This is a genomic window from Sphingomonas sp. UYAg733 (assembly GCF_054057355.1).
In genome coordinates this window covers 1-25705 of the sequence record NZ_JBSRZE010000027.1, presented here as the reverse complement: position 1 = coordinate 25705, position 25705 = coordinate 1, and the positions used below count along the sequence as shown (strand labels likewise).

Annotated in this window: 25 protein-coding genes and 2 pseudogenes; 15 read left to right on the top strand and 12 right to left on the bottom strand. The window is 60.8% G+C overall.

Features of this window, described 5'->3' with window-relative positions:
- Positions 1 to 45: 45 nt before the first annotated feature.
- From ACVWZA_RS21575 to ACVWZA_RS21565, 3 genes are read left to right on the top strand one after another with little or no spacing between them, the layout of a single operon-like run.
- Positions 46 to 624 (top strand): DUF5681 domain-containing protein, encoded by a 579-nt coding sequence (locus ACVWZA_RS21575; RefSeq protein ID WP_457313502.1) that lies wholly within the window; start codon positions 46 to 48, stop codon positions 622 to 624.
- A complete protein-coding gene (locus ACVWZA_RS21570) occupies positions 621 to 977 on the top strand; it encodes a hypothetical protein (protein ID WP_457313501.1) in 357 nt (118 codons plus the stop codon). Before ACVWZA_RS21575 ends, ACVWZA_RS21570 begins: the two co-directional genes overlap by 4 nt.
- 59 nt (positions 978 to 1036) lie before the next feature.
- Positions 1037 to 1768, top strand: a complete 732-nt coding sequence (locus ACVWZA_RS21565) for a hypothetical protein (protein WP_457313500.1) — start codon at positions 1037 to 1039, stop codon at positions 1766 to 1768.
- Between the two features lie 330 nt (positions 1769 to 2098).
- Here the strand turns inward: ACVWZA_RS21565 and ACVWZA_RS21560 are convergent, their stop codons facing one another.
- Entirely contained in the window at positions 2099 to 3910 is a 1812-nt protein-coding gene (locus ACVWZA_RS21560; protein WP_457313499.1) for a hypothetical protein, read from the bottom strand.
- Positions 3911 to 4282: 372 nt separating this feature from the next.
- On the opposite strand from ACVWZA_RS21560, the pseudogene ACVWZA_RS21555 reads away from it, so the two are divergent.
- Both ACVWZA_RS21555 and ACVWZA_RS21550 read left to right on the top strand, forming a co-directional pair.
- Positions 4283 to 4369, top strand: a pseudogene (locus ACVWZA_RS21555) (twin-arginine translocation signal domain-containing protein); the annotation flags it as partial.
- Between the two features lie 18 nt (positions 4370 to 4387).
- Positions 4388 to 5413 carry an amidohydrolase family protein gene (locus tag ACVWZA_RS21550; RefSeq protein ID WP_457313511.1) on the top strand — a complete coding sequence of 342 codons (1026 nt, stop codon included), beginning with the start codon at positions 4388 to 4390 and terminating at the stop codon, positions 5411 to 5413.
- A 232-nt stretch (positions 5414 to 5645) separates the two neighbouring features.
- Here the strand turns inward: ACVWZA_RS21550 and ACVWZA_RS21545 are convergent, their stop codons facing one another.
- Positions 5646 to 6440: an SDR family oxidoreductase gene (locus tag ACVWZA_RS21545; protein WP_457313498.1), complete on the bottom strand. Its 795-nt coding sequence runs from the start codon at positions 6438 to 6440 to the stop codon at positions 5646 to 5648.
- 21 nt (positions 6441 to 6461) lie between these two features.
- Positions 6462 to 6755 carry a putative quinol monooxygenase gene (locus tag ACVWZA_RS21540; protein ID WP_457313497.1) on the bottom strand — a complete coding sequence of 98 codons (294 nt, stop codon included), beginning with the start codon at positions 6753 to 6755 and terminating at the stop codon, positions 6462 to 6464.
- A 378-nt stretch (positions 6756 to 7133) separates the two neighbouring features.
- Here ACVWZA_RS21540 and ACVWZA_RS21535 point away from each other — a divergent pair, with 378 nt between their 5' ends.
- Entirely contained in the window at positions 7134 to 8036 is a 903-nt protein-coding gene (locus tag ACVWZA_RS21535; RefSeq protein ID WP_457313496.1) for an alpha/beta hydrolase, read from the top strand.
- Positions 8033 to 8890: a sigma-70 family RNA polymerase sigma factor gene (locus tag ACVWZA_RS21530; protein ID WP_457313495.1), complete on the top strand. Its 858-nt coding sequence runs from the start codon at positions 8033 to 8035 to the stop codon at positions 8888 to 8890. Before ACVWZA_RS21535 ends, ACVWZA_RS21530 begins: the two co-directional genes overlap by 4 nt.
- Positions 8891 to 9055: 165 nt before the next feature.
- Here ACVWZA_RS21530 and ACVWZA_RS21525 read toward each other — a convergent pair whose 3' ends face one another.
- Positions 9056 to 9490 (bottom strand): Lrp/AsnC family transcriptional regulator, encoded by a 435-nt coding sequence (locus ACVWZA_RS21525; protein ID WP_457313494.1) that lies wholly within the window; start codon positions 9488 to 9490, stop codon positions 9056 to 9058.
- A 128-nt stretch (positions 9491 to 9618) separates the two neighbouring features.
- On the opposite strand from ACVWZA_RS21525, the gene ACVWZA_RS21520 reads away from it, so the two are divergent.
- The 3 genes from ACVWZA_RS21520 to ACVWZA_RS21510 all read left to right on the top strand — a co-directional run bounded on the left by ACVWZA_RS21520 (position 9619) and on the right by ACVWZA_RS21510 (position 11680).
- On the top strand, positions 9619 to 10500 hold the full coding sequence (locus ACVWZA_RS21520) for a DMT family transporter (protein ID WP_457313493.1): 882 nt from the start codon (positions 9619 to 9621) through the stop codon (positions 10498 to 10500).
- Between the two features lie 238 nt (positions 10501 to 10738).
- Complete coding sequence (locus tag ACVWZA_RS21515; protein WP_457313492.1) at positions 10739 to 10939, top strand: DUF465 domain-containing protein; 201 nt, start codon at positions 10739 to 10741, stop codon at positions 10937 to 10939.
- A 27-nt stretch (positions 10940 to 10966) separates the two neighbouring features.
- A complete protein-coding gene (locus ACVWZA_RS21510) occupies positions 10967 to 11680 on the top strand; it encodes a Bax inhibitor-1/YccA family protein (RefSeq protein ID WP_457313491.1) in 714 nt (237 codons plus the stop codon).
- A 58-nt stretch (positions 11681 to 11738) separates the two neighbouring features.
- Here the strand turns inward: ACVWZA_RS21510 and ACVWZA_RS21505 are convergent, their stop codons facing one another.
- The 3 genes from ACVWZA_RS21505 to ACVWZA_RS21495 are packed head-to-tail and all read right to left on the bottom strand — an operon-like array spanning position 11739 to position 14550.
- Positions 11739 to 12863, bottom strand: a complete 1125-nt coding sequence (locus tag ACVWZA_RS21505; RefSeq protein ID WP_457313490.1) for a glycoside hydrolase family 130 protein — start codon at positions 12861 to 12863, stop codon at positions 11739 to 11741.
- Complete coding sequence (locus ACVWZA_RS21500) at positions 12860 to 13618, bottom strand: SDR family oxidoreductase (RefSeq protein WP_457313489.1); 759 nt, start codon at positions 13616 to 13618, stop codon at positions 12860 to 12862. The genes ACVWZA_RS21505 and ACVWZA_RS21500 overlap by 4 nt, the downstream gene beginning before the upstream one ends.
- Positions 13619 to 13653: 35 nt before the next feature.
- Positions 13654 to 14550, bottom strand: coding sequence for an alpha/beta fold hydrolase (locus ACVWZA_RS21495; protein WP_457313488.1), 897 nt, complete (start codon positions 14548 to 14550; stop codon positions 13654 to 13656).
- Positions 14551 to 14587: 37 nt separating this feature from the next.
- Here ACVWZA_RS21495 and ACVWZA_RS21490 point away from each other — a divergent pair, with 37 nt between their 5' ends.
- From ACVWZA_RS21490 to ACVWZA_RS21480, 3 genes are all read left to right on the top strand, one after another.
- Positions 14588 to 15967 (top strand): protein adenylyltransferase SelO family protein, encoded by a 1380-nt coding sequence (locus ACVWZA_RS21490; RefSeq protein WP_457313487.1) that lies wholly within the window; start codon positions 14588 to 14590, stop codon positions 15965 to 15967.
- 190 nt (positions 15968 to 16157) lie between these two features.
- The gene (astD, locus tag ACVWZA_RS21485; RefSeq protein WP_457313486.1) at positions 16158 to 17573 is read left to right on the top strand and encodes a succinylglutamate-semialdehyde dehydrogenase; all 1416 of its coding nucleotides are present in this window, start codon (positions 16158 to 16160) and stop codon (positions 17571 to 17573) included.
- Positions 17573 to 18352, top strand: coding sequence for a hypothetical protein (locus ACVWZA_RS21480; RefSeq protein ID WP_457313485.1), 780 nt, complete (start codon positions 17573 to 17575; stop codon positions 18350 to 18352). The genes astD and ACVWZA_RS21480 overlap by 1 nt, the downstream gene beginning before the upstream one ends.
- A 552-nt stretch (positions 18353 to 18904) precedes the next feature.
- Here the strand turns inward: ACVWZA_RS21480 and ACVWZA_RS21475 are convergent.
- The gene (locus ACVWZA_RS21475; protein ID WP_457313484.1) at positions 18905 to 19102 is read right to left on the bottom strand and encodes a hypothetical protein; all 198 of its coding nucleotides are present in this window, start codon (positions 19100 to 19102) and stop codon (positions 18905 to 18907) included.
- Entirely contained in the window at positions 19086 to 19721 is a 636-nt protein-coding gene (locus ACVWZA_RS21470) for a transposase (RefSeq protein WP_457313483.1), read from the bottom strand. Before ACVWZA_RS21470 ends, ACVWZA_RS21475 begins: the two co-directional genes overlap by 17 nt.
- Positions 19722 to 19825: 104 nt before the next feature.
- Between ACVWZA_RS21470 and ACVWZA_RS21465 the strand changes: the two are divergent.
- Positions 19826 to 20275 (top strand): annotated as a pseudogene (locus tag ACVWZA_RS21465) (IS30 family transposase); the annotation flags it as partial.
- Between the two features lie 33 nt (positions 20276 to 20308).
- On the opposite strand, the gene ACVWZA_RS21460 reads toward ACVWZA_RS21465, so the two are convergent.
- A complete protein-coding gene (locus tag ACVWZA_RS21460) occupies positions 20309 to 20593 on the bottom strand; it encodes a hypothetical protein (RefSeq protein ID WP_457313482.1) in 285 nt (94 codons plus the stop codon).
- On the opposite strand from ACVWZA_RS21460, the gene ACVWZA_RS21455 reads away from it, so the two are divergent.
- Positions 20585 to 20821 (top strand): hypothetical protein, encoded by a 237-nt coding sequence (locus tag ACVWZA_RS21455; protein ID WP_457313481.1) that lies wholly within the window; start codon positions 20585 to 20587, stop codon positions 20819 to 20821. The genes ACVWZA_RS21460 and ACVWZA_RS21455 overlap by 9 nt on opposite strands.
- A gap of 271 nt (positions 20822 to 21092) precedes the next feature.
- Here the strand turns inward: ACVWZA_RS21455 and ACVWZA_RS21450 are convergent, their stop codons facing one another.
- A complete protein-coding gene (locus tag ACVWZA_RS21450; RefSeq protein ID WP_457313480.1) occupies positions 21093 to 21539 on the bottom strand; it encodes a hypothetical protein in 447 nt (148 codons plus the stop codon).
- 412 nt (positions 21540 to 21951) lie between these two features.
- Positions 21952 to 25617 carry an RHS repeat-associated core domain-containing protein gene (locus ACVWZA_RS21445; protein ID WP_457313479.1) on the bottom strand — a complete coding sequence of 1222 codons (3666 nt, stop codon included), beginning with the start codon at positions 25615 to 25617 and terminating at the stop codon, positions 21952 to 21954.
- Positions 25618 to 25705: the final 88 nt, after the last annotated feature.

Below are 25705 nucleotides of genomic sequence, written 5' to 3'. Positions count from 1 at the left end.
ATCTGTTCGAGGGGCGATGGGAACAACCATGGCCGGAGTGGTGACATGACCAAGCGAGATCTTGAATCAGACGATGAACAGGCGACCAATTGCGATGGCCCAGAGAATGGCGGTCCAGAGAACGCTGGCGCTGTACCAAAACGACACTGGGGAAAGCCGTTCGTAAAGGGGCAGTCGGGCAATCCGGCAGGGCGTCCGCGCTTTCGCTGCGCGACAGGTCGCAAAGGCGACCGCTTACCCGGGTCGGACCAGCCGACACGCGCGGTGATTCTGGAGGAGGCCTATCGCCCGGTCGTGGTGAAGGATGGTGACCGTGAGATCGAGATGCCGGCGCATCGCGCGGTGTTCCGCGCGCTGACCGAAGCGGCGATCGGCGGCAACCGGATGGCACAGCGGCAATTTACCGCGATCGTGCAGCACGCCGAGGCGGCGCAGAAGCAGGAGCAGGTCGCACTGTACGAAACGCTCGAACGCGACGGTGTCGGCGCGCGCTATTCCAGCACGAAGGGCGAGTATGTGCGGATCGGATCCTATGACGACGAGATTCTCTCCGGCCTGAGCGGCGGCGTATCGATCGTCCGGCCAGTGGCGGATGGGCCAGTGACTGATGGAGATGACGCATGAGTTCCCTGTACGACAGCGCACCGCGCATCGCCGACAACCAGTCGCTGGCCGACCTGGCGCGCGCGCATACCCGGGTCGCACTCGACGCGATCGCCGCAATCGCGGCCAGCAATACCGCGCGCGAGACGACCCGGATGGCCGCCGCAGCGCTGCTGCTCAATCGCGGCTGGGGCAGGATCGGGTCTGCGCCGAATGGCAATGACGAGCCGGACCACGATTGGGCCGAAGAGATGGAGGCCGCCGGGCGCCGGCTCGACGCGATCAACGCCGAGAGACGCGCGGTGGCGACTGCGGCGCGGCAGGGATGCGGGTGTACGGCGTGTCTGCAGGACCTGCTTGATACGCCCGAGTGAGCGGGGTGATGGCTAGGCGGTGTTAGCCCCGGGGTCGCGGTGTTCAGCGAGGCTCAGTCGTGGAGCGCCGCGAGAAGGGCCTTCACGAGAGCTTTACCCATGGCTGGTACCGCGACCACGTACCGTCGGAAGGAGCCGAGATGAGCGGAAGTGCAGCTTTGACAATAGGCCGCGCCCGGCGGCGGCTTTGTCGAACCAGTCCATTGATCGCTTTGTGCGCGCTGCTTTCCAGCTCCTGCTCGTCGGCGAATGCGCAGTCGTGGCAATGCCGCGCGCCGCAGGGAACCTTCGCCCACCACGATATCGGCGTACCCGAGACCGCGACGCAGTTCACCGGCGAGATGATGATCCGCAAGGCAAACGGACTTAGCAAATGGCGCCCGACGGCGAAGGTTGCGTTTACCGACCTCGGTCTCGACGCTTCGGAATGCCATTGCAACGGTATCGTCGCCACATGGTATCCGGAGGACCCTGATTTTTTCCTGGTCTCCCTGACCGTCGATGGCGAAAAGACAGTGCTCGGGCGCGTGCCCTATGACAAACCGGTCACGTTCAAGCTCACCTTCGCGTGGGACGGCGCGCTGAAGCTTGAGGTAGGGACCGGTGTCGCGACCGGAATGTCGTCAATGCCGAAGCGCAACAATCTGCAATTGAGCTGTTCGACGGCCGACGTCGATTTCAACGTTACCGTCGCTCCCCCCGAGCAGCGCTCTCCGGAACGGTGTGCTTTTGCCGCGCAGGAGCAATGGACGGCGGCGGATGTCGATCGCTATTGCAAGGTTCGCCAGTAGACAGGCTGGATTGGCGGCCAGGGCATGACGGTGACATCCCCGTGATGACCTCACCGTAATGCCGATGTGCGCCTCGACTGCTATGCATGCAAAGTCGTTCATTGAGGCAAGTTAGACTATTCCTGAAAGCGGACGTGCTCAGATCACATCACCTCGAAGATCAATAGGTAGTTCGAGTCCCTCCCGCTCCGCCACACCGCCGTATGCCGCCGTGCCCTATCCACAGGCCGCAGAGGCTAACCCAGCGTAGTATATACGGCGGGCTGGCGGTGACAGGACTTGCCAGTCTCCGATGTGACGGCGACTTCGTGCCCGGATGTCGCCTGAAGGTCAGGGTCTGCGCGATGCCGAACGACCGAGCGGTCGCCAAGCCGGCGTCCCCTTCTCAAACGGGTCGTCGGTCAAGGCATGCACTTCGCTTCCATCGGCCCGCATGACGTAGATCTCGCCATAAGGCTGGGGATTTGCCGGATGCAGCAGCGCTTCGTCCTTGAACCCACCCCTCGCGCTGGCAAAGGCGATCCACTTGCTGTCAGGCGACCAGCTGTTGTGAGCATCGTTTCCTGGCGAGCTCGTCAGCCGCTTCAATCCCGATCCGTCGGCATCGATCGTCCAGATTTCGTAATCGCCGTCGCGATCGGCAGTGAACGCGATCCTGTTCGACGTGGGTGACCATGACGGGAAATTGTAATGCGCCGGACCGTTCAGCAGCAAACGGCGCGTGCCCGAGGCAGTGTCGATGATTTCGAGCGCGTTTTCTCCGCCGCCAGCCCTACGAAAAACGATTTGTCGGCCGTCGGGCGACCAGCTCGGAAATCCGTAATTGCCCTGGCCGTCCGTTAACACCCTGAGATCGCCGCCGTGGACGCTGATCGTCGCGATGTCCGCACTCGCCGGACCATTCAGGTTCTGAAAAAACTGCCCCAGGCCGAAGGCTATGCGTCTGCCGTCGCGCGATACTTCGGGGCCAAGGGCGCTTCGGTCGGGCTGCCCGAACAGAATTGTCGCGCCGGTGCCGTCTGCCGCCATCGTCAAAATGCTGTTGTGTAGGATGCCCGCCGTCTGGTCGTTACTCACCCGTCGGTCGCCATCGGGTGCATAGGACGGGAAGATGCCAGTTCGAACTATCCTGAATCGCGAATCTAACGAGGTCCAGGCGCGGTTCGGCGGCCAGGCGCTCTCGACGTCCCGGTGGAAGACCATCGTCCGGCCGTCGGGTGACCAGGACGGGTTGCTGAAGGCCCCGCGCGCGCCCGGTGATCCGGCGGCGCGCTCGACGCCACCTTCTGGCCCCCCTGACACATAGGCTACCACCTGTTCGCTGACCCATCGCGGCGACCATTTCTCGCCCTCGCCGGCCGTGAGCACGGTTCGCTGTCCCGTCGCGAGGTCCAGCGTCTCGATCTGCGTCGTTCCCCGGAGCCGCCTGGCCCCGGTGACTTTCGCCACCTCCGCGACCGGTGCGGTGTAGAAGGCGAGCCGGGTGCCGTCCGGTGACCAGGACGGGCTTCCAGCGAACGCGTCGTTTACCGACACCCGCCGCAGGCCGCTGCCGTCAGGCCGCACGACGTGGATTTCGGTGGAGTGGCGGATGGTGAAGTCGCGGGCAGGCAGCCGCGGCATGAACGACGCACGATCGGACGAAAAGGCAATCCATTGTCCGTCGGGCGACCACGCGGGGCGGAAGTCGCCCCCCGCCGCGTTGGTCAGATTCCGGACCCGCCGTGTCCGCATGTCGAGCAACCAGATGTCGGCATTTCCGCTCCGGCTCGATACGAATGCCAACGTTTTTCCGTCTGGAGAAAGCGCCGCCTGATCGTCATAGGCGCGGTTCCTGACCAGCGTTTCCAGCCTGGAGCCGTCGAGCCGCGCGCGATAAATATCGTACGAACCGGCGCGACGCGAACTGAAGATTATCCAGCTGCCCTCAGGCGAAAAGCTGGGATTGGCGTCGGCCTCCGGGTGCGCAAGAAACGGGCGGGCATTGCTGCCGTCTGAATCGGCGATGAAAACATCCCCGTTGAGCGGCGCGAAACTGGCGAAAGCGATCTCATATTCCGCGGTCCCGGCGGCCGCCGAACCGGCGAGAGCCAGCGACAGGATCGCAGCAATAAACGACAAGGCGTGTAAGAGTCCGCGCACAGTGATGCTCCTTGACCGTCGTCATCCGGTCCGATGTTTTCCACGAAGATGCGCTAACCGCAATAACTGCATCTGGCCCGGAGCGTTCGTGCATCGGAAACAGACGCTCGACGAAACACCGTCCCGGATGGCAGTATTGGCATTTATTTGCACTTGGTTCCGTCTAGCGTAGCGCTATGGCGTAGACGTAGTGCTCATCATCATCGGGCGTGGCCCGCCACGTCGCCGTGTTCGATCCATAGCCGCAGGCGGCTACGCTGATCGAGCGCGCGGCGTGTCGGACTTTCCTGACAAAATGGATGCGATCCGCCGGAAGGACGTCGACTTGATCGAAATACTGGGTAGCTAGGGAGCGGTGACGTGCAAGAACGGATGCGGAGGCAAACCATGAGCACGAGCCGACGAGGATTTCTGACTGCCGCCGCCGGAGGGATTGCGGTAGCAGGCCTGAGTGCGGCGAGCAGCCAGAGTCATAAGGTGCCGATCCGCAAAATCGCCACCGAAGAGGCGTTCGCGACACCCGGGCTCGTCAAGGCCTGGCTGGAGATCGCGCGTACGGACCCTGGAGCGAGCCTCGATGTGCCGACAGGCATTCTCTCGATCTTCGACAATCCGCGCCCAGGGTCCAATCAGGACCGGTTTCGCCGGCAACTGCTCGACCTCGATGCGGAGCGCCTCGCCGACATGGACCAGGCGGGCGTCGATGTGCAGATCCTCTCGGTTACCATCCCGGGAGTGCAGATGTTCGAGCCCGGTCCGGCAAGCGCGTTGGCGATCGCCACCAACGACCATCTCGCCGCTGCGATCTCGCGCCATCCCCGGCGCTTCGCCGGACTGGCCTGTTTCGCTCCGCACGATCCCGGGTCTGCCACAAAGGAGATGGAGCGGGCGGTAAAAACGCTGGGGCTGAACGGGTTCATCGTCAATTCCCACACCGGCAATCTCTATCTGGACGACCCGCGATTCTCGCCGATCCTGGAGGCGGCGCAGGCGTTGGACCGCCCGATCTATCTGCACCCGCGCGCGCCGTCGAACGGCATGGCGGCACCCTTTCGCGACTATAGCATGGGTGGCTCCATTTGGGGCTTTGGGGTCGAGGCCGGAACGCATGCGGTGAGGATGATCCTCAGCGGCGTGTTCGATCGCTACCCTCGACTGCGCATCGTCCTCGGCCACATGGGCGAAGCGCTGCCGTTCTGGATGTGGCGTCTCGATCATATGGCGGCACGGCGGGCCAAGGACGGGCGGATGAAGCCGCTGTCGCTGGCGCCGAGCGAGTATTTTCGCCGCAATTTTGCCGTGACCACCAGCGGTTTCGAGTCCCCGGACGTACTCGACCTGGTGATCAAAACCGCTGGAATCGAGAATGTCATGTGGGCGATCGACTATCCATATGAGAACTCACGCGACGCGGTCGCCTTCATCGAAGGTGCGAACCTGACTAATGATCAGCGCATCAGTATCTTCCACCGTAATGCGGAGCGGACCTTTCATTTGGTATGAGGTAGTTCTAGTCGCTGCGACGGCCGGTGGCTCGCCACACGCCATCGGCAATCGTCAGCCGCTCACGATAGCTCAACTGCTCGTTGCTCTTCCCCACAGCCGTTCCTCCCTCCAAGACCGCAGGCATCTTCGCCTGTTGCACTTGGTTTTGGAACGCGCCTAATATCACCGTAATAAATGTGTTTCCGCCCCGCCCTTCGCTCGCCCGAGCACAGGAGCCAAGCATTCAAGGTCATTTGCGGGCTATCTCGACGTCCATTGGCATGATGCCGGCATCAACGCGGAATCCATAAGCCACACCGTCGATATAGATCGGGTTGCCGGCCAGGTTCGCGACCATCTCGCCGAATGTATCGGGCTCCATGATGGAGCCGTAACGGTCGATGACGTGTTGCTCGACGCTGATGCCTTCTCGTTCAGCGTGTACCGATGCGACCGCATGGCCATGCGCTGTCCCGGGCATCAACTGGCCGGGAATCAGCACCTGGAAATGGATATCCAGTCCGCGTTCTCGCGATACCGCATTGGCTTGGTGGGCCATATACCAGACCATTCGCTTGGCGCCGATATGGCCGCCCGAGAGCCGCAGACTCTCGGGCTCGATCAAGGGCGAACTCATCACAGTCGCGGAGCCACTCGACATAATCATCACTCTGCTGCCTGGCTTTATCGGGATATTGAGTGCCGCCTGGACCCCGACAAAGCTCGCTTTCACGTCAGTGTTCCATGTGTCGGAGAATCCATCCCAGGTCAGTCGATCGATCGGCAGCATCGGCACCCGCGCGCCTGCGTTCAGCACAAGAATATCCGGCTGAACAGCTGCAACGATGTGGTCCATCAGCGCCGCATCGGTCGCGTCGCCAGCGATCGTGTTGGCGCCCAATCGTCTAATCCGCTCAAGCCGTTCGGCGTTGCGGGCGATCGCCGTAACCTTGGAACCGCGGGCGAGAAATGCCCCGGCCATAGCGAAACCCAAGCCTTCGCTGGCCCCGGTTATGGCGATGCGGAGTTCGCTCAGATTGCGCATGACCATCCTTCCCGGCCTGGATCAAGCCGCAGTCGTGTAAGCGATCTCGCCAAAGATCGAGTCGAGCGACGCGAGAGCGGCGACTTTCGGGAAATAGGGGACCATCCGGGCGTCGTTGCGCATTCCCTCGACAGCAGCGGCGTCGCGCCATTGAGAATGGATAATGACGCGCGCGCCGTCCGCCGCCGCGATCAGGGTAGTCGAGATCCACCCATCGAGGGTGCGGATCACCGTGTCGGTGTTTTCTTGCAATGTTGCCAGAAGCTCCTCCTGGTCGGCGGGATCGACGGTCAAGATATTCAGCAAGGTCGTCATGGCTTGTCTCCGATCAGGCAGGCGCGTCGATCGGGCCTGTCGATGACTAGACGACGCTTGGTTGTGGAACGGATCGGAGCCAGAGAAATATTTCGCCGATGTCGGTCCAGCGTCGCCACAAAACGCGCTCTGTTATGCCACCTGCCTACGATATGGTTCTGGAGCGCTGCCCGGCCCAATCCGCAGCTGGTCGGCGGGTTCGGATCGACACCCCGCGAAGGCGACCGAGGTTTTCGCGCAGCGCGAAGATTTGTGGGACGTCATGTTGGACATGCGTGCACCACGGTCGCTAAATCTTTCTGGCGCTGCGATCCGTTTCCATTCGCCGTTTCGTCTTTGGACGATAGGTAACAACAGAGAAACGAGAAAGGATCGACGATGTCGATACCAAAAGCAGCTTTTGTCCTGGTCCATGGCGGTTGGCACAACCATTCAGCGTGGGACAAAGTAACGCCATTCCTTGAAGCCCAGGGCTTCGCCACGTTGACGATCGACCTACCCGGCGCGGGCGTAAATTCGAAAGAACCAGAATCGCTCCATCGTCGACCGTTCGACCTCGATGCGTTCATCGCCGAGCCGTCGCCCATCGCCGGCCTCACGCAGGAGGAGCGTACCCAAGCCGTGGTCACGCTGGTCAAAGAGGCCACGTCGCTCAGTGACGGCAAGGTCATCCTTGTCGGGCACTCGGCCGGCGGGATGACCGTATCGGCGGTTGCCGAGCAGGTGCCGGACCTGCTGCTCGCGGTTGTGTATATTGCCGGGTTCCTGGTGCCGAACGGCATGCCGCTGCTCGCGATGCTCCAGCATGAAACCATGTCCTCTGCTCTCTCGCCTGGGCTGTTCGTGGGCGACCCCCTCGCCATCGGCGCGACGAGGATCAATACCGGACCAGCCGACAACGCCTACAGATCGCTCCTCAAGGCCTCGTTTTATGCCGACGTGTCGGAGGCCGACTTCGCGCAGGCGTCGTCGCGGCTTCATTGCGACGAATCGAACATCGGCGCGGTAACGCCATCAACCATTACGCCGGAAAGATTCGGCACGGCGCCGCGCCATTACATCCGCTGCACACAGGATCGCGCGGTTCCCCTGACTGGCCAGGATCATATGATCGCAACGGTTGACCGCACCATCGGCGGCAAGACGATGACCCATAGTCTGGACAGCAGCCACTCGCCCTTCCTGTCGCAACCCGCCGCCCTGTCGAAGATTCTCATCGACATCGGCGTCCAGTCCGTGCGCGAAACGAAGCGCGAAAGCACCGCAGGTCTCGATACATGAACACGGACGAATTCGAGGAGCGCCTGAAAGCGCTACGCCCACGCCTTCACCGCTATTGCGCGCGCATGACGGGCTCGACCGTCGATGGCGAGGATGTATTGCAGGATGCCGTGGTCAAGGCCCTGCGCGCGCGCACCGAGGGCTGTTGCGTGGAGAGCCTGGAGGGTTGGCTGTTTCGCATCGCACACAATGCGAGCCTCGATTTCCTTCGGGCCAGATCCCGGAACATCGTCGTTCCGCTCACCGAAGACGTCGAAGCGGCGCCGATAGCCGAGGCGGAGATCGTCGCGATCAGCTTTCAGATGTTTCTGCGGCTGCCTGAACTCCAACGCTGCGCGGTAATCCTCAAGGACGTTCTGGGCCACTCGGTCGACGAGATCGCAAGCATCGCCGAATGCTCCCCAGCAGCTGCAAAATCGGCGCTTCAGCGCGGGCGCGCGGCGCTGCGGCAACTCGTGCGGACGCACGAAGACACGCGGCTACCGCTGATGCCCGATGCGGACCGGCAACAGATTACCACGTACGTCCACCTATTTCGGACCGGCGATTTCGATGCGATCCGCGCCATGCTTGCCGACGACGTGAAGCTCGATCTGGTGAACCGTCTCAAACTGGAAGGGCGTGAAAAGATCGGGCTCTATTTCACGCGATATGCCGAAGAAACGAAATGGCGATTCGCTCTCGGCGCGGTCGAGGGCCGCCCAGCGATGCTGGTCTTCGACGCCGGTGGCCCGATGGAGAAACCTGCGTATTTCGTTCTGATCGATTGGCACAATGGCCGGATCTCGGCGATCCGTGATTTCCTGTTTGCTCCCTATATGCTCGAATCGGTGGATTGGGTGCGACTGAGCTAGCCGATTTTCATAAGACGATCGGGCGACAATCATTGACATGCAAATTGCTATTGGCGGATTGGCGCCCGCCGAGTTTACCAACTGCCCCGCAACGCGCAATCTGCATCGCCGCAGCCGCCAAATTCTGGATCAATCGACGAGTCCTGACCCTGGCGAACTCACCGATCAAAGCGGCGGCAAACGCCGTTTCACGGTGGTCGCCTTGACGATAGAGGTCCTGGTCTCGGCGAAGTCGACGATGCGATCGAGGATCGTGTCGAGTTGCTCGATCGACTTGAGATAGACGTGGGCGATGTAGCAATCGTCGCCCGTCACCTTGTAGCATTCGGTGAATTCGGGGATCTTATCGATCAGGCGCTGCGTCGCGGGGAGTTTGCCCGGGAACGGTTTTATCCTGACGATCGCCTGAAGCGTATAACCCAGCGCATAAGGGTCGATATCGACCGTGTAGGCGCTGATCACGCCGCGGTCCTCCAACCTGTGCAGGCGTTCCGATACGCTGGGGGAGGACAGATCGACGCGTTGCGCAAGTTCCTTGAGCGAGATGCGCGCATTGACCGCGAGCAGTTCCACGATCTTCCGGTCCACATCGTCCAGCATGACCAATCCTTAGGTAAAAATCAGACATCATATTATTATCTTAGGTATAATTCACAATATGCCTTTTTACATCCATATCAACTCTCCCCCTCACCTGTTAAAACCAGTCATCGATTATGGAGGCAGGGGTGACCGAACAGACACGCGGGACGATCGAGATGGCGGTCGCCATGACCATCTCCGGGACGATTGGCTGGTTCGTCATCATGTCGGGGCAGCCGGTTATCGATGTGGTTTTCGGGCGCTGCGTATTCGGCGCGGTGACCCTGGCCGCAATTTGCGCCACGCGCGGACTGCTGCGCCGCGACGCGCTTTCGCCGCGGCAGTTGCTGATCGCCATGGCCGGTGGCGCCGCGATCGTGCTGAACTGGCTGTTGCTGTTCGGCGCCTATGGGCATTCATCGATCTCGATCGCGACCACCGTCTATAATACGCAACCGTTCATGCTGGTGGGCCTGGGCGCGCTGTTGTTCGGGGAGCGGTTGACCGCGAACAAGCTGCTCTGGCTGGCGGTCGCGTTCGGCGGCGTATTGTTGCTGGTACAGGCAAAGCCGGGATCGACGCAGAGCGGATCGGACTACCTGCTCGGCATCGCCATGGCGCTGGCGTCGGCGTTCTTCTATGCGCTCGCCGCCATTGCCGCCAAGAAGCTGACCGGCGTGCCGCCGATGCTGATCGTGCTGGTCCAGGTGATCGTCGGGGTCGTGCTGCTCGCCCCGCTCAGCCATCTCGCGACACCGCCGAGCGGCGCACCGGCATGGGCGATGCTCGCCTCGCTCGGGGTGATCCACACCGGGCTCGCCTTCATCCTGCTCTATGGCGCGATCCAGAAGCTGCCGACCCATTTGGTCGGCGCGCTGTCGTTCATCTATCCGCTGGTGGCGATCATGGTCGATGTGGTCGCATTCGGGCACACGCTCTATTTCCTGCAGGTCGTGGGCGGTGCCGCGATCCTGCTCGCCGCCGCGGCGACGACGCTCGGCTGGTCGCCGATCGGACCGCGACGATAGGTGCTGCCCGGTTTGTAACGAAGTGTGGCTGAAGGAGGGTGCGCCCTTGAATGCACGCGCACATGCCATAGATTGGCTGGGCGGTACCGGGCCCCTCTGGCGAAGGCTTCCAAAAGCCCTTGTGATGTCGGACCGCATCGAGCTTGCTCGGTGTTGGACACGGCCTGGTTCCCCTGCCACCCTCCCCCACCAGCACCGTAGCAGGCTCGATCGATCAACTTCGATTGGAGAGGCTTGCATGTCTATCATCGTCACACGGCTCATCGCCACTCACCGCGCTCTCAATCAGGAGATCGCGCGCGAGGTCAGGCGCCGGATGCCCGACGCGTTCCGGCTCGCCACGCTCAAGAAGCGCCGGCTCGCAATCAAGGATCATCTGCACCGGCATCTTGCTGCCGCCCGCCGCGCGGCGCGCGGCCGGTCGCCCGCGGCGATCTGATCCCAATCCCATTTCAGGAATTACATCATGGAAACCCGTTTCCCCGCTTTTGGTACCGGTGTCCGGCAGGACGCAGCCTTTGACGAAGGCCTGCGCCGCTACATGCTCGGCATTTACCGCAACATGGCAATCGGCCTCGGCATGACCGGACTGGTCGCGCTGGCGATCGCCGCGACCCCGGCGCTGTCACAGCTGATCTTCGGCACGCCGCTCAAATGGGTGGCGATGTTCGCACCGCTCGTTTTCGTGATGTTCTTCTCGTTCCGCATTGAACAGATGAGCCTGGCCACCGCGCGCACCGCCTTCTTCGCGTTCGCCGCGGTGATGGGCGTGTCGATGGCGAGCGTGTTCCTGGTGTTTACCGGGACCAGCATCGCCCAGGCGTTCTTTTCGGCCGCCGCGATCTTCGCCGGCATGAGTTTGTGGGGCTATACCACCAGGCAGGATCTGTCGCGCTTCTCGACTTTCCTGATGATCGGTCTGATCGGCGTGATCGGGGTCAGCCTGGTCAATATCTTCATCGGGTCGAGCATGCTGCAGATGATCGTGTCGATCGTCGGCGTGGTCGTGTTTACCGGCCTGACCGCGTGGGACACGCAGCGATTGAAAGGCGAATATGCCGCACACGCCGGCACCGAACGCGCCGACAAGCTGGCGATCATGGGTGCGCTGTCGCTGTACCTGAACCTGGTCAACCTGTTCCAGCTGCTGCTCGGATTGATGGGTCAGCGGGAGGAATAATCGGACGGGCGGCGGCTCAACGGGCCGCCGCCCTGCGTATTTTCCGGATTAACGCCGACTAGCCGAACACATTCTTCGCCACATGCGTGATACGGCACGCGAGGTCAGCCTCGCCGCTCGCCACGACATAATGATCGCCGGCATCCACAATCCCCGTCGTGAACACGACGTTTTCGAGATACATCAGATCCCTGATCGGATCGGTCAGCGTCGCCTTGGGTTCGATCAGCGCGTCATGACTGGTGCGCAACACCACGCTCGGATCGTCGCGATCGAGCAACGACCAGTATGTGCGGTAGATACCGACCAGGCCCATCGGCTCGACCCCGTGCCACAAGGTCAGCCAGCCCTTAGCGGTCAGTAGCGGCGGCGCCCCGCCGCCCATCCGCGCGGTCGCCATGGTCGCCGCATGCGGACGGATGCCGGGCTTGTCATGCGGTTTCCAGTGCAGCGCGTCGGGTGACGTGGCGAGGTTGATCGACGGCCCCGCGCGCCATTCGCTGCCCGGCGGATAGGCGAAATAGAGATCGCCGAGCGGCCGGGTCTGCGCCCAGTATTTGCCACCGACCAGCCCTTCGAAGATCAGCATGTCCTTGTTCTGATGATCGAGCACGATACCTTCGAGTTGCCAGTCGAGCGCATTGTCCGAGGTGTACAGCGTGGTCGAATGCCGTTCCGGGCTGACCGAACAGGTCGTCATCAGCCAGCGGTCGCCGACCTTGCTGATCCGCGCATCCTCCACGCCATAGCATTGGTACGGCGCGCGCGGCGCGACCGCGCGGTCGTAATGCACCGTCTCGACCCGGGTGCCGTCGGCCGACAACTCGACCGGCAACAGCCAGGAGAGCGAAGTCAGCGCCATCACTTTCCACCCCGCCTCGCGCATCATGAATTTGCGCGGATCGGAGGTGTCGACGAAGGTCAGTGGCCATTGGTCGAGCGAATAAGCGCCGTCCTGCCAGCGGATGGCGCGAATATGCTCGCCCCGGATCGGCGCGCGCAATGCCTCCGCCACACGCACCATCAGCAGCAGATTGCCGTTGGGCAGTCGCGTCATGCCCGGGTTGAACGCGCCGAGCACATAGGTCTCCGCATCCACTTTCCCCGCCAGCGGCGAGCGCGACAGATCGACATCGCGCGGATCGAAGACCAGGCCATCAAAGACTGGAGGGGCGAAACTCATTCGCCTTCGCTCCGTTTCGGTACAACGGTCATCTGCTGCACCACCGTGCGGCGCGGCTGGGTCAGCGCGAAATGCACCGCGACCGCGATATCCTCCGACCGCAGCATGGTTTCCGCGCGCACCATCTTCTTCTGCTCCTCGGCATCGATATCGGGATAGTGGAAATCGGCCTGAGTCTTGCCTGGCTCGATCAGGCTGACGCGGATATCCTTGTCGCCCAGTTCACGGCGCAATGCCTCGGCGAACCCGGCAATGCCCGCTTTCATGCCGGCATAGATGGTCGATCCCGGCCCAAGTACGTGCGCGGACATCGATCCGGTCAGGATGATGTCGCCCGGCCCGCCAAAGCGGTCGACCGCGGCATGTGCGCTGAGCAGATAGGCGGTGAAGTCGGTCGCGATCTGATAGCGCAAATCCTGCACCGTAGTTTCCGACAGCGCGGCGGCCGGTACCGCGGCGTTGATCACCGCCACATCGAGCCCGCCGAGCCAGCTCACCGCATCGGCGAAATAGCGCGTGACATTGTCCGGCTGAGCCAGGTCGATCGCCGTGCCCGATCCCTCACCGACCTCGTTGATCCGTTTCAGCGCATCCTCGAGATGCTCTGGCGTCCGGCCGCAGATATGCACCCGCGCGCCTTCTGATGCGAGCAGCACGGCGATCGCCCGGCCGATCCCGGTGGTGCCGCCGGTGACGATGACGCGCTTGTTCTTGAGCGCAGTCACGGCGGTATGGGCGTCGGCAATGTCGGTCATGCAATTCTCCCGGAGGGTGTCGGGAGGACAAGCGTTCAGACTCGCGACGGTTCCATCGCCGTCCGGCCAAGCAACCGGTCGATCGCCGACCGCACTTCGGGCTCGTCGAGCGTCGGTGCATGCCCGGTCCCCGGCACGGTGACCAGTTCGGCGCCCTCCAGCACCTCCGCCATGCGCGTCGCGGTCTTCGCGGCGAACACGTCGGACCGTTCGCCGCGCACGATCAGCGCCGGCACGCCCCGCAGCTGGTTCAGCGCGAGCCACATGTCCGGCCCCGCTTCATTGCCCGGCACGCGGAACGGTTCGGCGATCTTCATATCGTAATCGAGCACGATCCGGCCCGTGCTGTTGAGCCGGTAGAGCCGCTTCGCCATCGCCAGCCAGTCCTCGATGTCGTAATCGGGATAGACGTCGCCATTGCCGTCGGCGACCGCGCGCGCGGCATGCATCCAGGTCGGCCAGGTCTGCGACTTGCCGACATAATTGCGGATCCGCGACAGCCCCGCCGTGTCGATTTCCGGCCCGACATCGTTAAGCAGCACCGCCGCGACCTTCTCCCGCGCGGTGCCGGCGAGCAGCCCGGCCATCAACAGGGTAACGATCCCGCCGAGCGACGTGCCGAAGGCGATGAAGCGATCGACCCCCAGTTCGCCAAGCAACGCCTCCACATCCTGCACATAGGTCAGCGGGACATAAGTCATCGGGTCCTTGGCATAGCCGCTCTCGCCGCGCCCGCGCAGGTCGACGGTGATCACGCGCCATTCGCCCGCAAGATGTTCCGCCAGATTGGCATAATCGCGTCCGTTGCGCGTCAGTCCGGGCAAGCACAGGATCGGCGGGCGGTCTTCGCGCCCCTCACGCGCCGGATAATCGCGATAATGCAGCCTTATCCCGTCGTTGGACCACCAATATCGATTTTCATAAGCGGTCATGGTTGCGTCCTGCGGTTCGGAACCACCATATCGCTGCATGGCAGCATCCCCGCAAGCATATCGACCCGAACGCGCGATCCTGGAATTGGGGGAAGCGTTCTACGATCCCGTCGCGGCGGCGGACTTCCCCAAGACACGACTACGGTTCCGCAATGATCGCGCAGCGGCTGAGGTCGGGCTCGACCACCTGACCGACGATCAATGGCGCGCACATTTCGGCCGGTTCGAGCCGCTCAGGGGCAGCCTCGATCAGCCGCTCGCGCTGCGTTACCACGGTCATCAATTCCGCGTGTACAACCCGGACATCGGCGACGGGCGCGGTTTCCTGTTCGCGCAAGCTCGCGACGATCGCGGCCGGCTGATGGATCTCGCCACCAAAGGCAGCGGGCAGACGCCGTGGAGCCGCTTTGGCGACGGTCGTCTGACTCTCAAGGGCGGCATGCGCGAAATCCTCGCCACCGAAATGCTCGAGGCGCTTGGTGTCGAGACATCGCGCACCTTCTCCCTGATCGAGACCGGCGAGGCGCTGGAGCGCGGCGACGAACCCTCCCCCACGCGCTCCGCGGTGATGGTCCGGCTCAGCCATGGCCATATCCGCATCGGCACCTTTCAGCGCCTCGCCTACAACCGGGATGCCGAGGACATGCAGCGGCTGATCGCTTATGTTCTGCGTCATTATTTCAACGAAGACGCCGGCGACGGTACCGTTGAAGAGGGCGCAGTCCGCCTGCTCACCCATGTCGTTCAGGGCACTGCGAAACTCGCCGCGAGTTATATGGCGGCGGGCTTCGTCCACGGCGTGCTCAACAGCGACAATATCAACGTCACCGCAGAGAGCTTCGATTACGGTCCGTGGCGGTTCGCGCCGACCTGGGACCCGGCCTTCACCGCCGCCTATTTCGATCATGCCGGGCTCTACGCCTTTGGCCGCCAGCCCGAGGCGATCCATTGGGACGCGACGCAGCTTGCCATCGCCTTGCGCGCGGTGAGTGAGGCGGCGCCGCTGATCGCGGTGCTCGACACATTCGGTGAGCTTTATCAGCCGGCGGTGTCCGGCGCGATCCTCTGGCGGCTCGGCCTGCGCCCGCGCGATCCCGAAAGCGACCGCGCGGTGGTGCAGGCGGTCGAACACGGCCTGCGCGGCGCGGATGCATCGATCGACCGGTTTTTCTTCGACGCGTTCGGCGGACGGGTGCCGGAGAGTTATGGCCCGGCATTCGACGACGCGCGCGCGATTCTGGCGGGTTACCGACCAAGGTCGGATCGATCGCACCGCTATTGGCAGGGCGACGCGCCCTGTTCGATGCTGATCGATGAGGTCGAGGCGATCTGGAGCGCGATCGACCAGCGCGACGATTGGGCACCGCTGAACGCCAAGGTCGCCGCGATCCGCGAGATGGGTGAAGCGCTTTCTTAATCCTCCCCGGCACGGGGAGAGGGAACCGCGCGCTTCTTAGCGCGTGGTGGAGGGAGCGTGCAAAGCAGCGTCACGTTCCTGGCTCACCCCCTCCACCATTTGCTGAAGAAGCAAATGGTCCCCCTCCCCGTGCCGGGGAGGATCGCAACGCCAGTGGATTCCCCCGAAAAACTAAGGCAAAGCACCCATAATGGCGGGCACCGAAATCATCTCCACCGAACCGGCGACCGGCGCGATCCTGTGGCGGCGGGAGATTGGCGATGTCGATGCCGAAGTCGCGCTGGCCCGCTCCAGCTGGGCCGCCTGGGCCGCGCAACCACTAGCCTATCGGATCGAGGCGCTACGCCGCTTCGGCAATGTCGTGCGCGCCCGGGCCGATGCCTTTGGCGACCTGATCGCGCGGGAGACCGGCAAGCCGCTCTGGGAAGCGCGCAACGAAGTCGAATCCGTCATCGCCAAGGTCAATATCTCGGTCAGCGCCTATGCCGAACGCACCGCGCAGCGCCGCATAGACGCGCCGATGGGCAGCCGCATGGCGGTGCGCCACAAACCGCACGGCGTGCTCGCGGTGCTCGGCCCGTATAATTTCCCCGCGCATTTGCCCAACGGGCATATCGTGCCCGCGCTGCTCGCCGGCAACGCGGTGGTGTTCAAGCCGTCGGAAAAGACCCCGGCGAGCGGCGCCTTCCTGGTCGATTGCTTCCACGCCGCGGGCATTCCGGAAGGATGCATCCGCGTCGTGATCGGCGGGCCGGAGGAAGGGAAAGCACTCGCCGCGCACCCGGATATCGACGGCCTGTTGTTCACCGGCTCCGCGCGCACCGGCATCGCGCTCAACCGCGCCTTTGCCAACCGGCCGGAAAAGATCCTTGCGCTGGAAATGGGCGGCAACAACCCGATCATCGTGTGGGAATCGCCCGACCTTCATTCGACCGCGGCGCTGATCGTGCAGTCCGCCTTCACCACCGCCGGTCAGCGCTGCACCGCCGCGCGCCGCCTGATCGTCGACGATCGCGTTTATGACGCGGTGGTCGAGCAAGTGAACAAGCTGACCGGCAAGCTGATCGTCGGCGAACCGCATGCGACCCCCGCCCCGTTCATGGGCTGCGTGATCGACAATGATTCCGCCGACATGCTGACCGAGAGTTTCCTCGAGCTGATGATGCGCGGCGGCCGCCCGATCCGCCACCCCGAACGCCTGATCGAGGGCCGCCCGTTCCTCACCCCCGGACTGATCGACACGACCGAGATGAAGGACCGTCCGGACATCGAATTGTTCGGGCCGATCCTGCAAGTGATCCGCGCCAGGACCTTCGACGAAGCGATCGCCGAGGCGAACAACACGCGCTACGGCCTGTCGGCCTCGCTGATCAGCCAGAATCCGGCGCTCTACGACCGTTTCTGGGCCAATGCCCGCGCCGGCATCGTCAACTGGAACAAACCGACCAACGGCGCGAGCTCGGGCGCGCCGTTCGGCGGCATCGGCTGGTCGGGCAACCACCGGCCGAGCGCCTATTATGCGGCGGATTACTGCGCCTATCCGGTGGTCAGCAACGAAGCGGATCAGGTGCGGGCGAGTATTGGCGTGGGGTTGCGGGACGGGTAATGAGCGCGTCCGATCAGACGGCGTACAACGCCAATGAGGACATAACAGTCATGCCAGAGTATAAACACTCCCTTCCAAAGAATTTTCCGGATTCCGCTCAGGATTCATCAAAGTTAATTGGATTACTGAAAAACGTAGATGGGATGTTCCCTTATCCATCCAGTTGCTTCGGCATGGACCAGAAAGTCCAATACCATCTTGAACTAGAGAGGAAATCCCCTCCAAACAGGAAGGTGTTCAATCGCAGAATGCAAGAACCCGTACTATCAGGCTACTGGAATATCTTGAGAAACTTTGATTTTACAGCCGAATCTTCTTTGTTTTTTGTTTCCCTCTTATGCGGCAAGGATATATCGCTCAGAACAGAGGGCATGCGGTCATTTGACGACAAGAATAATAAGACTATTTTCGAGGATTATGATCCATCTCAATCCTGGATAAACAAGATCATTGACGTCAGATCGAGAGGCTACGGCCCGATCACCGAAGGAATACTCTGCTATACGATAATGATTTTCGCCCATCCTTTCCTGGATGGAAACGGCAGATTTGCGCGATCCGTTCTTTACGGGGCGCTTGCTCGGCAGGGCATATTACGCTCTCCGTGCCTGGGACTGGGTGCGGGCTTCACCTTGCACGTCGCACGAGTAGCACAAGCGGCGACGCAGCTCTCCCAGTCGGGTGACTGGAGCCCCTACCTGCGTGAGCTGTCTTCTATAATTGAAAACTGTTGTTCATATGCATTTTCTGTGAGGCGCGCGGATCTAAATTTACGATAGCGCAAATAAAAAACTATCTATCCATGCTAATGCTTTAAGTAATCCTTTATCGAAACCCGATATAATAGAGCTCAACTCTAGGGTGGAAGCTGGACACACATTCTACAATCCGCGCACGCCTCCGAGAATCGCGAGTCAGTCCCGTTCACGTGATTTAGCTAAGTAGTATATGCCAGAAATAATTACCCCGGCGATAAAAAATCCTATAAAAATACTTAAATCACTTGATAAATGATCTGGGTTAAATGTTACAAAATAAGCCACCGCCATTACAAGAATTATTACTACAAATAGACGTAAGCCAGATAACTTCCTTAACATGACCAACTCCATCAGTTATTTTATTGATAACGGACATGTTCCATCGCCCCGAGCTTGAATTTCTTTGAGACGTGCATTTATACCATTAATGTAGCCCTGAGCTTTACCTTCAAAGTAGGTGCCAACCCGTCCAGCCACGAAGCTGACACCGCCGATAGCCCAAGGCAAGAATTACGGTGACAGTCCACTTTTCTCATCCTTCAGCTTTGGGCCGCGCCGCTTGGGCATCAATTACCGACCGCTAACATGCTCCAGCCGCGCAAGAAAATCCCGGTCGCCGACCGGACGCCCGATCGTTTCGGCCCGCCTCAGCCTTGTCCAGGCTTCCTCTTCCTCCCCCGCCGCAATCAGCCCGGCAAAATCGGGATAGCGAGCGAGCACCGGCTCAAGCGTCGTGGTTCCATCGCCGGAATTACGGTGACAGTCCACTTTTCTCATCCTTCAGCTTTGGGCCGCGCCGCTTGGGCATCAATTGCCGACCGCTAACATGCTCCAGCCGCGCAAGAAAATCCCGGTCGCCGACCGGACGCCCGATCGTTTCGGCCCGCCTCAGCCTTGTCCAGGCTTCCTCTTCCTCCCCCGCCGCAATCAGCCCGGCAAAATCGGGATAGCGAGCGAGCACCGGCTCAAGCGTCGTGGTTCCATCGCCGGCCACGCCAAGCAATGCGCGCGTGCTCGACCATGGCCAGTCCGCCGCGCGATCGACAAGCCTAGCACGCACCGGGTTGAGCGCGACATAGCGCAACGCCGCGCCGAGATATGCTTCGTCCATCGCCACGCAACCGAACCGCCCCTGCCAGAAATGCCCGGTCCGCTTGAGCCGCGCATGGATATGGCCAGCGTAGCGCGCATGGACGACCGAAAGCGCTCGCCGCAGCCCGTCCTCGTCGCCAGGCACCAGGATCAGGTGGACATGATTGGGCATGAGCACCCAGGACCAGATCTCGACCCCTGCCGCCGCGCACTGCTCGGTGAGAAGCGTGCGGTAGAACTCATAATCGGTGTCGTTGAAGAACGTCCGTGCGCGGCCATTGCCACGCTGGGTCACGTGATGTGGGTGTTCTGGGAAAACGGCGCGTGCGAGTCTGGCCATAGCGCACTATACACTGCCTGAAGGCTGGTGACAATTAGTGGACTGTCACCGTAACTCGATCCGCCGTCGGCACGCTCGTCGAACGCACCAGCCGTCTTGTCATGATCGCCCGCATGGAAGGCCTTGATGCAGCCGCAGCCCGGGATGGCTTCGAAAGCCTGTTCCGCCAAATGCCCGAACCCATGCGCAAGACCATGACCTATGATCGCGGAACCGAAATGGCCCGCCACGCCGAACTCACTCAAAACACCGGCGTCAAAATCTACTTCGCTGATCCCCGCAGCCCATGGCAACGCGCCAGCAACGAGAACATGAACGGCCTCATCCGCCAATATCTGCCCAAGGGAACGGACCTGTCGCCCTTCTCACAGGCCGACCTCGACGACATCGCTTATCGCCTCAACTCAAGACCCCGCAAAATCCTCGACTTCCAGACACCCTACGAAGTCTATCACAATCTTCTCGCGAACCGACCAACCGCTACCGGAAATGTTGCACTTCAACATTGACACCGCCAGGCGATCATCTGGAACCCCGGCCAGTCAGGCGCGGATCAGGCCGAGGCCTATACCGAGGTCGAACAGGAGTTCCGCACCGGCGACCGCGTCCAGTTCACCCGCAACAACCACAGCGCCAAGCGGGTCAACGGCCGCACCGCCGAGGTCGTCGCGATCAACCCCGACGAGGGTTTGCTCGTCGTCGCCACCAGGACCGGCAAGCGGCAGACCCTCGATATGGCCCGCGTCGCCGACCGCCACATCCGACCGGGCTGGGTCCAGACCATCCATGCCGCGCAAGGGGCGACCAGCGACCGCGTCATGGCCCACCTGGAGTCGTTCCGCTCCAACGTCGATGCCCGCATCGCCTATGTCGCCGTGTCGCGCGCGAAGACGTTCGCCGCCATCTATACCGACGATCGCCTCGCACTGGTCGATGCCATCGAAGGCCGCGACGGGGCCAAGGTCGGCGCGATCGACGAGACGATGGCGCAGGGGAAGGTGGCGACAATCGCCATCCCCGCACCCGTCAGGGGCGTGGGGATCGCGATCGGCTAGACGCTGCGTGATCGTTGTGACTGACGTGGTATAGCGTCCCCGTTATCGACGTGCAGACGATGGCTTAACCCGTAGGGGGAACCACTGCTTTATCTTGCCTTTCTAAACCAAGACACTACCGCACCGATCATTAGGCAACAAATACCGATTGAGAACGATAATCCAGTTATCAATAACAGTCGGTCTGTCGGAAAAAATACTGATATCATTACGGCAATCAAGGTCAAAACCAGTCCAACCCTGAACGGTAATTTGTAAATATCCAGCTTACTCATCTGCAAAGCCTTACATCTGGAACATAGGACTCAACTTTTTTCAATCCTTGTTTAAGATATCCTTTAGCCAATGATGGAAGTGGAAGCCGATTAACGATAGCGTTATTCACTTGGCGAAATATCAACTTGGTTGAGCTTCCTCCAACAAACTGCTCCGCCGCTCCTATTAACGACAGGCTGCTTCCAAAACCCGATATTGCCGTCGATACGCCTTCACCAACAGTTCCGACGAAGGCTGCGGCAAGGTTACCCGTAAGGGCTCCCCCCACCCCGACGACAGCCGATACCGTCTGGCCAGTTAAGCCAACAGCGGTGACGGCACCACCAACCTCCGAAGTCAGTTCTCCTTGCGTTCGCAAAAAGTCTTGAGCTGGCAAACATTGTAAATTGGTGAGGTATTTTGTCTTATCATTTTGCGGCACGTAACCATCTAGGTCGGGCATGCCGTCAGAGCAACTCTGTTGGAATTCACGAAAGCTCTTACCCCACTCCAACTCGCCTTCCGGTTGCTAAACTGAAAAAACATATGATGCGAGTTGCGATAGTTCGAGTCTGACATGCCAATTGGATCGGAGGTAAACGACCCAACACTACCACCTTGTTGAGTCACCAGAATATCATCTCCAGATATATGCACTTCAAGACTCTCCGGCCGTAGAGCGGTCAGGTTATTATATTTGGAACAACTCTCTTTTTCTAAAGAACACACCTGATAGTCATAACCATCCAAAGCAGATGCTTTACTGCTAATCAGGGACACTGAAAATTTGGGCCCCACAATGCACTCCTGGCTAACTGGCCGCGAACAGCCAAACGTCGGTAGCAGAGCTATCGCAGCCAACACGTGGTGCTTCATCATTGCGATAGCCTGCACTGAGCATACTTGATCCCTGCATCTATCATATTTCTGTCCCTAGGCTGATCAAACGCGTGGCGACTATACAAACTATATGCTTCAGCATTCGTCACCGTATTCATTCGACTTATTCCCGCGGCTATCGAGTATGCACCATAGTTGAAGTTCCCGAAATCGACGTAGCTGTTGCCGCCGTAATCCTTCTTGTAATCCATCGCTCCACCTGTGCGAAACTCCTCATACATGGCACTTACGTGATAGAGGAAGGACTGATTAGCTTTCCTATAAAGGGCAATGTTGATGTTCTTATCGACGCTCACGCCCGGTGGAGACGGCGGCACGAAGCCGCAATCCTTAACAGACTGCTTATCTTGCGGCGTAGCATCTGCACCGCCACCGCCACCGACGTTGCCGGAAGGGCCAACTCCTCCAATTGGGCCGGAGGTGCTGCCACCACTGCCCACGACGATATCAGGCGCATCGCCGCCGTGCCCATTATCATCACAGCTCTCAGAGTCCCAGATGCTCTGACCATCTGCGCATTGTTTCAACCCAAATGGATCCACGAAGTTCACCGGATCGCTGCCGACATAATTATACCAATTCATGCCATCGCCATAGCCGATCGGATCGGTCTGCATGAACCGCCCCAGCGTCGCCGAGTACATCCGCGCCTTGTAATAATACAATCCGATCTCAGATAGCCACGTCTGTCCGGTATACTGGTATCGACCAGTATTCCCCGTGCCAGGAATGCCATATTCGTCGTATTTGTTGAAACTTCCAGCACCAGTTTCGGTGGTAAAGGCAATCATGCTGCCCCGCTCGTCAGTGTGGAGCCAGGTCCGATTGCCAGAGGCACCGTAAGTCGTCACCGGCGCTTCGTCGCCCGGGCCGTGGACGAAACGCTTCAGCAGTGCCCCGCTCACAGGATTCCACTCGCCAATCATATCCTGCCCGTCATACCCGAATCGGGTTGTGCTGTTAATCTCGAACAACCGCATTACCGGATCGTATTTGAGCACATTGGCCCCCGAGGACTGCAGCAAATTTTCCGACGTATAGGCATATGTCGTCGTACCCGAGCTGGTCAGATTGCCGCGCGCATCATAACCCAGCGACACGCTCCCCGATAGAGTCGCCTGATTCAACCCATTGACCGTATAGACGCGATCGACATTGGCTGCACCGGTCCAAGCATAACTATCGTTTGACCGTGTCACGCCCGATATCTGGCTCGCCGGATTATAACTGAACCCAAGCGTTAGGTTGCTTGCAGTGAACACCATGTTGTGCGTGAGTTGCGACAGTCGTGAGACGGGATCAAACGCATAGGTCGTGCTGGTCCCGTTGCCCCTCGTTATGCTCAGCCTCCGCCCCAGATCGTCATAGACATAGGTTGCCAGCACCCCCGCACCGCTGGCAGCGCCATATTCACGGATCGCCGTCACATTGCCGGTCACATCATTGTCATAAGTGACATAGAAGCTGTCCGGCCAGGTCAGTTGCGTGCGCCGACCCGCGAGGTCATATTGCGATGTCACCGTCCCGATCGGCCCGGATTGCGTGAGATTGCGGCCCAGCGCATCGTAGGTGAAGTACAAAGTCTGCGCGCTGGAGCCGATCCCTGTCGGCCGCCCCAGCAAATCATAGCTATAGACGATGTCGGCTTCCGGCGATGGCAAGTCCTTCGCGATAGGCCGGCCAAGATTATCATAGGTCAAGTCGATGTGCCGGGTGCTGTCGCTGGCATAACCGCGGAGCCGGCGGCTCGTCACATTGCTACCCGCGTCGTAAACGAGTTGTTCGTAATCGGTCGTCGAACTTGTGCCGGATCCCACAGTCGTGATCGGATAGCGCGTCTTCGACAAGCGATCGACGCCGTCATATTCATAAGTCGTCTTGTTGCCCTCGGCATCGGTCAACGACGCGACCTGGCCGTTGATGGTATAGCTGCCCGTCACCTCGTCCGCTTGGGTGCCGGTCACGCCAAAGGCGGTCTGGACCTTGGTCGCCCGATCGACGATGTCGTAGTTATATTTGGTGATACGGTCGGGACCGTTACCGCCCGTGGTAGCTGCGGTACAGGCGTCGCTGGAGAGCGAACCCCAGGTCGCCGGATTCATTCGAACGGCGGTGCAATCGAGCCGATGATGGTCGTAGCTTTTCTGCGTCAGTGAATAGGACGTAGCGCCGGCCTTGAGCGTCTCGGTCAGCTTGCGATCGATACCGTCATAGGTGGTAGCGACCGACTGCGCCGGCACGAACGTCGTCCAGTCGCTGTCGGTCGTGCCGTTGACATTGCCCGATTCGGCAAGCGTCACCCTGCCCTTGGGATCATAGGTCATCCGCGCCGCAAGCCGCTTGCGCACCCCCGCTCCGTCGGGGTCGGCACCGATCGCACCGGTCATCTGCCGGCCCGCGTCATAACGATAGGTGGTCGTATCGGCGGTCCCGGCCAGCGGACCATCCACGGTCAGCACGTTACCGACATCGTCGTAGCTGGTGGTCGTCGTCGCGGTTAGCGAACCATCGCCCGCCCCCTTGCTGATCGACGTCGGCAATAGGTTGGAATTGTAACCGATCGCCGTCTTCACTTCATCGGCCGTTCCGGCACACGACGCCGTTGTCTGGCAGATCGAAGAGCCGGCCAGCAACTGGACCCCGCCAATAGTCGAGTAGCTCAGAGTGGTTTTTAGCCTGAGGGTCCCGCCGACTGTCGCGGACGGCGCTGTGACGGTCAGTATGCTGCCGGTGGTCGTATCATAGGTATAATCGGTCTGATTGCCGTTGGCGTCTTTGGTCCAGACAGGGCTGTTGCAAGTTGCGGCTGTGGTACAACTCGCCGGATAATTCGCCGTCGTCACGATGTCAGGGGGCGTTCCCGGCGTTTTCGCAACTTGACGCGTCTCGGTGATGTTGCCGCGTACGTCATAGGTGTAGTGAGTTTTATTGCCCTCCGGCTGAATGGCATCGGTTACGCGGCCGCTTGTATCATATTGCCACGTCCATGTTTTGGTGAGCGCGTTGGTCATCGACGTCATGCGCTGCGAGGCTATGTCGAAGGTATAAACGCTCGCATGCCCAAGCGGATCGGTGACCGTCGTGGTCCGTATGCCGCTCGCATCCGAATAGGCATAAGTTGTCGAACCGGCAGCGTTGGTGACGGTGGAAATCCGGCCAGACCCGTCCGAGTTGGCAGTAAAATCCTCGCTGACCTCACCGGGGCGGGTGATGCCAAAAGCTGTGGCGGCGAAACGGTATTTCGTGGCACGGCCCATCGCATCCGTGATCGTGAAATAGCTGGTCGCGCCGCTAAAAGTATTGGCGAAGCTTTGCGAGCGCGTGCTGGCCCCGGCAATGGCGGTGTTGCTCATGGTCACGCCAACCTTCGCACCCCATGTGTTGAAATCGGGAGAGTCCCCATTGAATTCATCGACGGGGTCGATCGGATCGTATTGGAGCGTCAACCTGTAACCGCCCTTGCTGGTCACTGAACCTGCACGGTACGCGTAGGAATGCTGAAGACAGGCGTAGCGATCGGAAAGCTGCTTGTAGCTCGAGCAGTAATAAAGACTGTCGTAGGTATAGGTCAGCACAGCCCCCGAAGGACGGGTGACATCGGTGACAAGGCCGATCGCCGTCTGATAAGGATAGGCGCCCACCAGAGGTGGCTCGGTTTGTTTGAACAGACCCGCGTGCTCGTTAAGTGGAGCGTCTGCCGGTTCATGCCGCTGCGAGAAGCGGTTGGTT